At 72.4% G+C, this 11,528-nt stretch carries 12 protein-coding genes and 1 pseudogene; 3 read left to right on the top strand and 10 right to left on the bottom strand.

Features of this window, described 5'->3' with window-relative positions; translation table 11 throughout:
* Window positions 1-79 precede the first annotated feature (79 nt).
* Window positions 80-1,405 carry an MFS transporter gene (locus tag ACZ5ID_RS17975; protein WP_468898563.1) on the bottom strand — a complete coding sequence of 442 codons (1,326 nt, stop codon included), beginning with the start codon at window positions 1,403-1,405 and terminating at the stop codon, window positions 80-82.
* 271 nt (window positions 1,406-1,676) lie between these two features.
* Here ACZ5ID_RS17975 and ACZ5ID_RS17970 point away from each other — a divergent pair, with 271 nt between their 5' ends.
* Entirely contained in the window at window positions 1,677-2,138 is a 462-nt protein-coding gene (locus ACZ5ID_RS17970) for a MarR family winged helix-turn-helix transcriptional regulator (protein WP_468898560.1), read from the top strand.
* Between the two features lie 42 nt (window positions 2,139-2,180).
* Here the strand turns inward: ACZ5ID_RS17970 and ACZ5ID_RS17965 are convergent, their stop codons facing one another.
* Entirely contained in the window at window positions 2,181-2,867 is a 687-nt protein-coding gene (locus ACZ5ID_RS17965; RefSeq protein WP_468898557.1) for a class I SAM-dependent methyltransferase, read from the bottom strand.
* Window positions 2,868-2,981: 114 nt separating this feature from the next.
* On the opposite strand from ACZ5ID_RS17965, the pseudogene ACZ5ID_RS17960 reads away from it, so the two are divergent.
* A pseudogene (locus ACZ5ID_RS17960) lies at window positions 2,982-3,503 on the top strand (MepB family protein); the annotation flags it as partial.
* 96 nt (window positions 3,504-3,599) lie between these two features.
* Here ACZ5ID_RS17960 and ACZ5ID_RS17955 read toward each other — a convergent pair.
* Window positions 3,600-3,863 (bottom strand): GlsB/YeaQ/YmgE family stress response membrane protein, encoded by a 264-nt coding sequence (locus ACZ5ID_RS17955; RefSeq protein WP_358836785.1) that lies wholly within the window; start codon window positions 3,861-3,863, stop codon window positions 3,600-3,602.
* Window positions 3,864-3,974: 111 nt separating this feature from the next.
* Entirely contained in the window at window positions 3,975-4,352 is a 378-nt protein-coding gene (locus tag ACZ5ID_RS17950; RefSeq protein ID WP_468898554.1) for a hypothetical protein, read from the bottom strand.
* Between the two features lie 231 nt (window positions 4,353-4,583).
* Here ACZ5ID_RS17950 and ACZ5ID_RS17945 point away from each other — a divergent pair, with 231 nt between their 5' ends.
* Entirely contained in the window at window positions 4,584-4,826 is a 243-nt protein-coding gene (locus tag ACZ5ID_RS17945; RefSeq protein ID WP_406553023.1) for a hypothetical protein, read from the top strand.
* A gap of 45 nt (window positions 4,827-4,871) precedes the next feature.
* Here ACZ5ID_RS17945 and ACZ5ID_RS17940 read toward each other — a convergent pair whose 3' ends face one another.
* The 6 genes from ACZ5ID_RS17940 to ACZ5ID_RS17915 form a co-directional block, all read right to left on the bottom strand.
* Complete coding sequence (locus ACZ5ID_RS17940) at window positions 4,872-5,522, bottom strand: DUF6629 family protein (protein ID WP_468898552.1); 651 nt, start codon at window positions 5,520-5,522, stop codon at window positions 4,872-4,874.
* Between the two features lie 164 nt (window positions 5,523-5,686).
* Complete coding sequence (locus ACZ5ID_RS17935) at window positions 5,687-6,679, bottom strand: NHL repeat-containing protein (RefSeq protein ID WP_468898549.1); 993 nt, start codon at window positions 6,677-6,679, stop codon at window positions 5,687-5,689.
* A 132-nt stretch (window positions 6,680-6,811) separates the two neighbouring features.
* Window positions 6,812-8,260, bottom strand: a complete 1,449-nt coding sequence (locus ACZ5ID_RS17930; protein WP_468898546.1) for an MmgE/PrpD family protein — start codon at window positions 8,258-8,260, stop codon at window positions 6,812-6,814.
* Entirely contained in the window at window positions 8,257-9,120 is an 864-nt protein-coding gene (locus ACZ5ID_RS17925) for a cyclase family protein (RefSeq protein WP_468898543.1), read from the bottom strand. The genes ACZ5ID_RS17930 and ACZ5ID_RS17925 overlap by 4 nt, the downstream gene beginning before the upstream one ends.
* 134 nt (window positions 9,121-9,254) lie before the next feature.
* The gene (locus ACZ5ID_RS17920; RefSeq protein ID WP_468898540.1) at window positions 9,255-10,115 is read right to left on the bottom strand and encodes an HpcH/HpaI aldolase/citrate lyase family protein; all 861 of its coding nucleotides are present in this window, start codon (window positions 10,113-10,115) and stop codon (window positions 9,255-9,257) included.
* On the bottom strand, window positions 10,112-11,347 hold the full coding sequence (locus ACZ5ID_RS17915) for a CaiB/BaiF CoA transferase family protein (RefSeq protein WP_468898723.1): 1,236 nt from the start codon (window positions 11,345-11,347) through the stop codon (window positions 10,112-10,114). The genes ACZ5ID_RS17920 and ACZ5ID_RS17915 overlap by 4 nt, the downstream gene beginning before the upstream one ends.
* Between the last annotated feature and the right edge of the window lie 181 nt (window positions 11,348-11,528).

Here is an 11,528-nt window from a genome sequence, read left to right as displayed (position 1 = left end):
TGCCCTCGTAAAGCCAAGGTGACGGACGCGACAGCACGCGAGACAGAGCCGGGCGGGGCGTGTGCTCCAGACCGCGGCGCTACGGCGTCTGCTTCGTCGGACGGGTCGTCGGCGGCTGGGCGGGGACGGGCTGGTCCTGCCGCAGGGCCAGGGACGCCGAGAACCGTGCGCGGGCGACCGGGCCGACGAGTGCGACGGGCAGGGTCACCGCCGCGGCGATCGCGAAGAGTGTGCCGAAGTGCTTGTCGTCCGCCAGTCCGCTCACCAGATACGTACTGAGGGCCGCCCCGGTGTACACCGCGCAGGCCACCAGTGAGGTGGCGATGCCCCGTACCTGCGGCGGCGCGACCTCCGTTCCCCATGTCTGCACGGTGGACTGCACCAGGGCGAAGGCGAGGCCGGACAGCACACTGGCCGTCAGTACGGTCAGCATCGACTGGGTGGGCACGCACACCAGGTAGCCGAGGCCGAGCAGTGCGCTGCCGACGGCGAAGTGGGTCGCCGCCGGCACCCGTCGGCCCAGGACGCGTACCGCCACGCCGCCGACCACCGCGGCCAGCCCGTAACTGCCGGTGACGAGGCCCGCGTACACGACGCTGTGGCCGCCCGACTGGAGCGCCGTGTTGAGGAAGTTGAAGAAGCCCAGCATGGCCGCGCCCTCGAAGAGCGCGAAGGCCACCAGGAAGCGGAACCAGCCGATACGGAACACCATGCCGAGACGGGCCGAGACGCTGGTGCCGCTGGGCGCCGGGGCCGATGCCTCCGGCAGGCGGCCGAAGGCGAGGACGAGCAGCGGCGAGCAGATCGCCACCAGCAGGATCGCGGCGCGCCAGTTCCACAGATGGGTGAACACACCCGCGACCACGGTCGCGGCGGCCGTGCCGACCGCCCCGGCCGCGAGCACGCTCGCCACGGTCCGCTGCCGCTGGGCGAAGGGCAGGCGGTCGCCCACGTACGCGACCATCACCGGCAGCAGGGCCGCCGCCGACGCGCCCGCGAGCGCGCGTCCGAGGATGAGTACGCCCAGGTTGGGGGCGAGGGCGGACACCAGGTCGGCTACGCACATGCCCAGCAGGGCCACCCGCATGACCGGTACGCGCCCGTACACGTCGGATACGAGACCGTGGATGGGCTGCATCAGACCGAACAGGAGCAGATACGCGGTCAGGGCGATCGTGACGGAGGAGAGGCTGACGCCCAGGCCCTTGGACGCGGGCAGCAGCAGCGGGGTGATCACGATGCGGTCGAAGTTGCCGAGGAAGGAGCCGGCGTAGATCAGCCGCATGTCCTGGGCGTCGGTGGTCCGCTTGTTCACGGCCTTCCCTCCGGTCGGGTGGTCTGCTGCCGGGCTGCGGTTCTCGCGTTGCACCCGCGCCTCCAGGGCGGCCGGAAGGCCAATCGTCACTGGCGCTGATAGTCAGAGAATCTGATGGGCCAGTATGGGACGGCTGGCTGGAATCGTCAACGCGGACGCGGCGCTTCTTACGCGCCAACTGACCCGCGTCGACCGCCGTTGAAGGCTTGACGTGTCTCAAAGTCGGCGGTCTTCTGTCTGAAAGACAGTCAGTGCCGCTGTCGGACCCGAGGCGCGAGGACGCGCCCGTCGGCCCGTCAGGTGCTCTGGGGCAACCGTGCGCTGCACCTGGCGCTCAGCGGAGGGAGCCGGAGGAATGGCCGTGGACAATGAACCCGGCGTCACGGGTCCAGCCGTGGCCGAAGGGCTTCAGCGCGGGCACGGCTTCCTGTTGTGCAGTGCGGCCCGGACGGTCATGGGCTCCGTCGAACGTGATCTGTCGCCCCTTCAGGTGACGATGCGTCAATTCGGTGTGCTGGACGTCGTCGCGGCCGAGCCCGGACTCAGCCAGCGGGCGGTGGGCGAGAGGCTCCGCGTCCACCGGATGACCATCGTCGCCCTGGTCGACAAATTGGAGGGGGCGGGGTTGCTGGAGCGCCGCCGCGGCCCCGACCGCCGGACCGTGGCGCTGCACCCGACCGAGCGGGGACTGCTACGGCTGCGGCAGGCGCAGGAGGTACTGGCCGGAGTCCACCGCGAGTTCCTGCATCCCCTGTCGGCCGAGGAACGCGAAGCCCTGCGGGCACTCCTGGTACGTCTCGTGGTGTGCCGGACCGGCTTGTGAGGGCGGCGGCCGGGCGGCCGGGGGAGGGGAGCCCCCGGCCCGTCAACCACGGCTTCCGTCGCCGCGTCCGTTCCGTGCGGCGGTCCGCGCCCCGTCCCCCGGCCGGCTGGCCCGGATCACGGTGGCGTACGCCTCGCGCTCGCCGGTCGACGTGGGGACGGTGTGCGCCACCCGCGCGGCGCGCTCGACACGGAGATCCGGCAGCTCGGCGCGGAGACGTTCCGGGGTGTACATCCGCTCCGGATCGGACGGGCCTTCGAGCCCCCTGCCGAGGTTGTCGAGATGGTGGCCCACGATCACCAGCCGTCCGCCCGGAGCCAGCGCCCAGGTCGCGCGGGCCAGCAGCGTCGCCCGCTGGGCCGGTTCGATGTGTACGTAGGTGATGAGCGCGAGGTCGAAGGCGTCCTGCGGCGGCTCGTAGGAGTCCAGGTCCGCGAGGACGGTCGCCACCTCCACCTCCGCCTCCTCGGCCTGCCGGCGCGTGCGCTCCAGGGCCACCGCGGAGATGTCCACGGCGGTCACGTACCAACCGCGACGGGCGAGCCACAGCGTATGGCGTCCGGCGCCCGCGCCCAGGTCGAGAGCGCGGGGCCGCGGGGCGGCCGGGTCCGCAGGCGCGTCCGGCGCCACCAGTTCGAGCTCCACGACCGCCAGCGGATGAGGGGCGAGCGTCCAGCCGATGTCGCCGTGGGTATAACGACGGTCCCAGTACTCCGCCCAGTCGGTCATCTGCGCTCGTACCTCCGCACACGGGGAAGAACTCCGGGCCATCTGACAGCAGGGCAGATTATCACCACTGCTGCTGCTCCGGAGGGTGCGACGGGGTGATGGCAGGATGGCGGAGTGACGATCAACCAGCCCTGGTCGGGGCTTCCCGGTGACCTGATGGCGGCGAAGGCGCTGGTGTACGACCCGAGCGGCTTTGGCTGCACACGGCCGGTGCCCGAGCCCGAGAGCGCGGAGTACGCGGCTCACGGGTTCGCGGTGGACGGCCTTTCGGTGCGGTTCCGCGTGGCCAGGACCACTCCCACCAAGGTGGGCCAGTTCGTGACGGTGTGGCAGCGATCCGCACAAGGTCCGATCCGGCCCTTCGACGCCGACGACGGGGTCGGCCTCTTCGTCATCAGTAGCCGGGACAGCGGACACTTCGGACAGTTCGTGTTCCCGGGCGACGTGCTGTGCGAGCGCGGGATCGTGTCGCGGGCCGGAGTCGGTGGGAAGCGGGGTTTTCGTGTCTACCCGCCGTGGGTGACGACGACCAACCGGCAGGCGCGCGGTACCCAGGCCTGGCAGGTGGAGCACTTTCTGCCACTCGCCGAGGACAGCCCGGTCGACGTGTCACGCGCCCACGCCCTCTACCACCGTAGCAGGGCCTCTGTTCCCGGGGCGGGGTGCGCGGATGCGCGTCGGCCGCCCGGGGTGGAACCCCGGGCGGCCGACGTGGGAAACCTGGCCTGCCGGTCAGCGGCGGCCCTTCATCCGTTCTACTGCGGCGACGCCGACTGCGGCGAGTGCGATCTGGATGGCGAGTTCGATCCAGTCGATGCCCTTGGTGTCCGCCACGTCCAGAGCGGCGGCGATGGCGGTACCGATCAGTGCGGCGATGATACCGACGGCAATGGTCCACAGGATGCCGGTGTGCTGGCGGCCGGGCAGGGCGAGGCGGCCCAGAACGCCGATGATTGCGCCGATGATGATGGCGGTGATGATGCCGGAGATCTCCATGCCGTCCCTTCCTCGAAGTCGTTCGCTGGTCGGATGCCCGCCCCGAGCGGGCTCACACACCATGTCTTCGCGGAAGATGCCCTGGTCGTCATGGTCCCCGGGCCAGGGTGCCTACAGTTCCAGAAGGGGCTCCAGAGCACGGAGTGCATCGCGGACCTCGCCCAGGGGCAGCGCGCGTTCGCGGTCCAGGACGAGGTAGATGAAGAGGCCGCCCTCCCGCAGGCGCAGCAGCGGCCGGATCAGATGGAGCTCGGTGCCGAGGGTGATGAGAATGTCCTCGACGCTGTCGGGGGCGTAGCCGAGGAGCTCCAGGGTGTACAGCTTGGCGCGCATCACGTCGCTGTCCCCGTAGGCGACCTTGTCCATGTCGAGCCCGCTGCCGCGGTCCAGGGAGCCCAGGACCCGCCGCTGCCGGAAGTCGACCACGGCCACCCCGGTGGCCCCGCCGATCTCCAGCGCTCTTTGCAGTACCGTCGCGACGCTGTCCATGCCACCCCTCCTTGCTCCGGCACCGGCCGGACGTTTTCAGCCGCGCTCGGCCCCGGCCATGTCGGGCTGGAACCCTAGCGGACGGGTGGTGAGCACGGGCAGTCGACACCGGACGTCCGTGCGCGCGCCTGGTGAGGGCCGGGTGCGTCCGTCCGGGCGAAGGTCCTGGCGGGACAGCGGTCACCGCGGCGAAGGGGCGTGTCCATCGCGCGCGGAATTCGTTCACAGGCCATGAGGAAGATCATTGCTGTCTCGGTCCTGACCATGTCCGCCCTGGGACTGGCGGGGCCGGCCCACGCCCACGGAATCCCCACGGCCGCCCCCGCCGCCGCTCCCCGGCTCGACAGCGGGCCGCCGTGGCCGTACGCGGACTGCATCAAGGCTGCCCAGCACAAGGGTGAGACCCGGAGTTACGCCAAGTGGCACTGCGACCAGCTGGTGATCAAGGGATGGGTCAAGCGGCCCAAGCGCTAGGACGTGTGGCGAAAGTCCCTTCTGCCCCGCGACGTCCGGTGTGCCCTAGCCCCGGACGTCGCGGCGCGGCGGTCCTGTCACCGGTGGACGGCGCCCTCGCGCCCAGAGCGCCAGGACCACTGAACACGCCGCCGCCGACGCGCACCACGTGGAGATGTACTCCTGCCGCCACAGCACGACGGACACCGCGGCTCCGACGGCGACCAGGGCACCGAGCAGCACCAGGCCCCGGTCGCCGGACAGGAGCAGGGAGCCGATCGTGGCGAGGAGGTAGCCCGCGACGATCAGTTCCGGCTGCGGCAGGCCCAGGGAGTATCCGACGGTGTGTCCGCGGATCTCGGCCGTCACGGTGCGCGTCGCCAGCGCCCAGGCGAGTGCCGTCGCCGTCGCGAGGCCTGCCGCCAGAGGGATGAGCAGACGGCGGCGGGCACCCGGCGGCGCCGCGCACAGCACGGCCGCCGGTACCCACACCGCGAGGAGGGGGAGCGCGATGACGGCCCAGGCCACGGTGGCGGGGCCGGTCCCGCCGTCGGCGTGCCACACCGCGGCTTCGACGATCTGGTGGCTCCCCAGCAGGAGCGGCAGCGCGGCCAGCGGCAGGTCACGGGGGCGCCGGGCCGCGAGGGACACCGTGACGACCCCCACGGCCACGATGCCCGTACCGGCGACGAGGTCGGCTGTCGCACTCCAGCACATGGCGCAACGGTACGGCCCCGGTGGCACGAGCGGGCGTCGGCCGGGAACCCGGCGGGGTGTTCCCGCCGGGTTCACCTTCTGGGAGGGACGAGATCCGCTCCTCGCCGGGCCGTGGCCTACGGGCCGCCCGGGGCCGGCGGCCACGGGTACGCCCGTGGGGCGGATCAGAAGCCGTCGACCTCGGCGACCGTGAAGGGGACGGGGGTGCCCGCACCGAACGGGCCGCCCTTGTCGTACTGGGAGCGGGCGACCAGGAGGTGCCCGCCGGAGCGGATGACAGCGGTGGGGATCTGGAGGTCGGGGCTGGTGAAGACGGCGTCCTGGGTGACGGACCGGGCGCCGTACGAGACCTTCAGACGGACGAGGGTGTTCGTGCGGTTGAGCGCGGCCCAGAAGGTGCCGTCCTGGTAGAACAGCCCGTCCGAGTTGGTCAGGGAGACACCGGGGAGCGCGGTGACGGCGCCGGTGTCGGTGGCGATGCGGTAGAGCGCGCCGGTGGTGGTGTTGGCGGTCAGGAGGGCTCCGCCGTCGACGTACACGATGCCGTTGAGGTTCAGACCGGTGTGCTGGGTGTAGGCGGCCGGCGTGCCGGTGAGATCGCGCCAGACGTCGAACGGTGTGTCGGTGGTGGTGGCCGCGGCGAACTGCCGCGGCGTGACTCTGTAGACGGCGGGGTTGAAGGAGTCGGTGAGGTAGGCGGTGCCGTCGGGGCCGAACGTGAGGTCGTTCACGCCGCCGGAGGCGAAGGGGATGTGGAAGCGGGCCAGGCGGACGCCGGTGGTGTCGTCGTACACGGTGACCGAACGGTCCGTCCCGCCGGAGACCCACAGCCGGCCGAGGCTGTCGGCCTTCACACCGGCCGCGTGGGCACGCCCGTCGGTGCCGGCCGGGAGGAAGACCGACGCCCGGGTGCTGCCGGCGGGCACGCGCAGCACCGAGCCGTCGCCGTAGGCGGAGACGAACAGGTCGCCCGTGAGGGCGTCCTGGGTGAGGCTCTCCGGGTAGACCTTGTCTCCGGGAAGGGTGTCCGCGGTCTGGACCGCCGGGGCGGCGAGGGCGGTTCCGGCGGTGAGGACGGTGGCACACAGCACCGCCGCGCCGCCCACGGCGAGACGGTTCAGACGGGTGCGGAGCCGGGTTCCGGCGTTGAGTGACATGGTGGTGCGGTTCCTCTCGGTTGGTTGCTCGGTGTTCTGCCGTCCGTCACTGGTGCGGACGGTGGTGGGAGTGGTTTCGCGGTGACAGCCCGGCGGCAGCGGTGCCGCGGGCGGCTGTGGCGGTCCGCCGGGTCAGCCGACCGGTGACGCCGTCGCGTGTTCCGCGGCGGCGCAGAGGGCCAGCAGGTCCGCGGCGGTTCCCCCGTCGGGCAGCGCGCGTACGGCACGGAGCACTTCCCCGGCGCGCTCCGGCGGCAGCGCCGTGCCGGCCGAGAGCTGGAACTTGTGCTCCTTCTCCGCCGGGGTCAGTGGCGCGTCCGGGCCGCCCTTGCTGGTGTCGACGCGGATCTCGTGGCTCTGCCCGTCGCGGGTGCGTACCCGCAGGACGGCCGGAAGGCGGGTGGGGAAGAGGCGGTCGAGGGCCGGGTCGGGCACACAGCGGATCACGGCGGCGAGGGCGCGCCGGGCGGGGTCGTGGGCGGCGGTGTCGGTGAAGTCGTCGAACCAGACACCGAGTCCTCCGCCGCCGAGGAGGGCGGTGGCCACGGTGAAGGGGCCGGAGAAGGCCGCCGCGTAACCGGTGGCGGGGGCGGCCTTGGCGGCCGGGGGCTCACCGATCGTGCGGTGCATGGCCGAGGGGACGCGCAGTTCGCCCTCGACGACGTCCTCGGCGTGGACGCCCTGGGCCCGGAGGCGCAGGGCGGCGTCGATGCCGGGGTGGGTGAAGTGGTTGCACGGGTAGGGCTTGACGATGATCTCGCTGGTCTCCCAGCGTTCGCCGAGGCCGTCGAGGACGGCCTCCGGCCGGGCCCGGTCACCGCACCACGCCTGGAAGAAACCGAAGCGCCCCTCCAGAACGGTGGGCGGACCGGTGATGCCGGCCCGGGCCAGCTGGGCCGCGGCCACCCCCGCCTGAGCCGCCCAGCCGCAGTGCACGCGCTTGACGGTCCCGCCGGTGCGGTTGGCCTCCAGCAGGCCCGCGCCGGTGCTCGCGGCGATGCCCAGCGCGGCGGCGATGACGTCCTCGCTCCCGCCGAGCAGCATGGCGGCGGCGACGGCGGCGCCCAGGGTGCCGCAGATGGAGGTGGCGTGCTGGCCGCGTTCGAAGAACAGGGAGTTGCCGAGCTCCGGGTCGTAGCCGGCGATGCCGAGCCGGATGCACACTTCGGTGCCGACGGTGATGGCGTCGAGCAACCGCGGCCCGTCGGCGCCGGTGGTCTCGGCGACCGCGAGCGCGGCCGGGATCACGGAGGCGCTGGGGTGCAGCACCGACAGCATGTGGGAGTCGTCGAAGTCCATGGCGTGTGCCAGGGTCCCGTTGACCAGGGCGGCGGCGGGCGCGGCGAGCGTCTCGGCGGAGCCGATGACGTGGGCCGCGCCGGTGCTGCCCCACGCCCGGGCGACGGTGAGGACGGCTTCGGGGGCGGATTCGCCGCGGGCCAGGAGACTGTTGCCCAGGCAGTCGAGGAGCCGTTCGGCGGCTTCGGCCCGCAGCCGTGGCGGGAGGCCCTGGTCGCGGGACTCGACGGCGAACGCGGCGAGTTGGTGGACCAGGGGCGCGGCGGCCGGTGTCGTCGTCATCGGTTCTCCCCCGGGGTGGAGGCGGTGAGGACCGCCAGGGGGCGCACCGGGGAGCCGGTACCGCCGGTGATCTTCAGGGGGCTGAGGACGAACAGGAACTCGCCCGCGCCGGCCGCGGCCAGCGTCTCCAGGTTCATGTGCTCGATGAGGTGGACGCCGCGGTCGACGAGCAGCATGCGGTGCACCGGCAGCACCGCGTGCCCCTCGCCCGCGGGGATCTGCTCGACGGCGGTGGTGTCGGCGCCGATGGCGCGTACGCGCCGGTCGGCGAGCCAGGCGGCTGCGGCCACGGTGAGGCCGGGTACGCCGGTGGTGTGGCCGATGTAGGCGTCCGCGTCGCTCCACCGGCGGGCCCAGCCGGTGCGTACCAGGCACACGTCGTTCTCGGCGGGCATGGCGCCCGCGCGCCGGGCGGCCTGTTCCAGGTCGTCGGCGGTGATGCCGTAGCCGGGGTCGAGGACGTCGGTGCCGTGCGCCGCGGCGATGTCGAGGAGCACCCCGCGGCAGACCATGGGCGGCACGGTGTCGATGCCGTGGACGGAGAAACGCCCGCCCTGCTGGGCCGCGGCGGCGTCGTGGCCGCCGAACAGCCGGCCGTGGTGGGAGGCGTGCGAGAGGGCGTCGATGTGGGTGCCGACATGGCCGCCGGTGACGATGAGTTCGTTGGCGGCCGAGCTGCCGTCCGGCCGTACCCCGTCGCCGTGGCGGCGCAGCAGCGCCATACGGAAGCCGGGGTGGTTGGGGGAGCACGGCATGCCGTTCTCCAGGGGCTGGGCGAGGTCGTGGACGACCGTACCGGCGCTGATCGCTGTCAGCAGCGGGTCGGTGGGAGTGTTCTGGGACGGCGGGGCGTCGGACATGGGGGGGCCTTTCAAGGACCGTGAGGATTGCGAGGGTTGCTCGGCGGACATGCGCGGCGGGACGCGGTCGCGGCGCGCCACGGGGGGCGCCGGACCACGGGCCGCGTACCGTCCGCGGGCGAAGCGTGAGGGGTCTACCGCGAGGGTGACGCGAGCACCGCTTCGGCCGCCGCCAGCACCGCGCGGGCGTTGGCGAGGAGGGGCGGTGCGACGGCGCGGCCGTCCTCGGTGACGAACACCGACGACCCGGCGTCGGGCCGGGCCGCGGCTGCGGCCAGCAGGGCGCGGGCCTCGGCGACCTCGTCGGGGGAGGGGGTGAAGACCTCGTTGATGACGGGGAGTTGGACGGGGTGGACGGCGAAGCGGCCGAGGTAGCCCATGCCCAGTCCGTCCAGGCAGGAGCGGCGCAGCCCCTCGGGGTCGTCCAGGCGGGGGTAGACGCTCATGGCCGGGCTGACGAGCCCCGCGGCTCGGGAGACGAAGACACAGCGCACCCGGGCGGCGTCCATGGTGGGCCCGTCGAAGTCGGTGCGCAGGTCGCCGCGCAGATCGTTCTCACCGAGGCCGATGCGCTGCAGTCGTGGGGTGGCGTGGGCGAGGTCGCTCATCGCCTCGACGCCGAGCGCTGACTCCACGAGGATCTGCACGCCCGCGTCGCTGCCCGCCTCCTCCAGCCACCGGGCCGCGTCGCGGATCTGCTGCGGGTGCTCCACCTTGGGCAGCCGGACGGCCGCGAGGCCGGGCACGGCGACGGCCCGGATGTCGTCGCGGGCGAGGCCGCTGGCGTTGGAGTTGACGCGTACGTAGGTGGGTTTGGGCGGGGAGGCGGAGAGGATCTCGGCGGCGGCGCGGCGGGCCTGTTCCTTGCTGTCGGCGGGTACCGCGTCCTCCAGGTCGAGGACGACGGCGTCCGCCTCGCTCGCGTACGCCTTCTCCACCACACGTGCCTTGTGGGCGGGGACGTAGAGATAGCTGCGGTGCACGGCGGCGGTCATATGACTCTTCTTTCGCTGAGCGCGGCCAGTTCCTCGGGGCCGAGGCCGAGTTCGCCGAGGATCTCGGCGGTGTGCTGGCCCAGGCGGGGGCCGGCCGAGCGCACGGCGCCGGGGGTGTCGGAGAGCCGGAAGGCGACCGAGGGCATACGGATCGTGTCCAGTTCCGGGTCGGGGACGGACACGATGGAGCCGCGCGCGGTGATCTGCGGGTCTTCGAGGACGTCGGCGAAGTCGTAGACGGCTCCGACGGCGGCCTGGGCCTCTTCGAAGCGCTCGATGACCTCGTCACGGGTGCGTTCGGCGATCCAGCCGCCGACGGCCGCGTCGAGTTCGTCGGCGTGCCGCGCGCGGTCGGCGCCGGTGGCGAACCAGGGCTCCTCGGCCAGTTCGGGGCGGCCCACCAGGCGTACGACGCGTTCCGCCACGGAGAAGGTGGTGGCGGAGACGGCCACCCAGTGGTCGTCCTTGGTGCGGTACACGTTGCGCGGCGCGTTGTTGGCCGAGCGGTTGCCCTGCCGGGTGGGCATGATGCCGGTCAGGTCGTAGGTGGCCAGCGGGCCGCCGAGGACGCCGAGCATCGACTCGACGATGGACAGGTCCACGACCTGGCCGCGGCCGGTCAGTTCGCGGGCGCGCAGGGCGGTCAGCGCGGCGAAGGCCGCGGTGAGTCCGGCGACCGCGTCGGCGAGCGGGAAGGAGGGCAGAGTGGGCGGCCCGTCGGGGGTGCCGGTGAGGTGGGCCAGTCCGCTCATGGCCTCGCCGACCGTGCCGAAGCCGGGCCGGCGGGCGTAGGGACCGCTCTGCCCGAAGCCGGTCATGCGCAACAGCACCAGGCGCGGGTTGGCGGCGCTGAGGGCGGCGTAGTCCAGACCCCAGCGCTCCAGGGTTCCGGGGCGGAAGTTCTCCACGATGAGGTCGGCGTCGGCCGCCAGTCGGCGGAAGAGCTCCTGGCCCTCTTCGGTGTGCAGGTCCAAGGTGGCTGAGCGCTTGTTGCGGGCCACGACCTTCCACCACACGGGGACGCCGTCGACCTGTGCGCCGTAGCGGCGGGCCGGGTCGCCGTCAGGGTGCTCGATCTTGACGACGTCGGCGCCGTAGTCCCCGAGCAGGGTGGCGGCGAAGGGGCCGGCGAAGAGGGTGGCGGTGTCGATGACTTTCAGCCCGGCGAGCGGGGCCGGTGCGCCGCTGGGCACCGGGTGTTCGCTGGGGTCACTCGTGGTGCGAGGGATCATGATCACCAGACAACATGCTACGCACAGCGAAGTAAATGCGAGCCGTGTCACATTCAACGGAGTTGATCGATTTCCAGCCAAAAATGGTCTCTGGACACTAATTACCGCAGGTCACAGGCGTAATAGCCAGAACTCTCGTGCATGGTGGTGCTGCTGCCGTACGGCGGTGATCTTGACGAAA

Source organism: Streptomyces sp. NPDC031670 (genome assembly GCF_055580545.1).
Note: the sequence above shows the minus strand (reverse complement) of the source record. Positions and strands in the feature narration are given on the sequence as shown.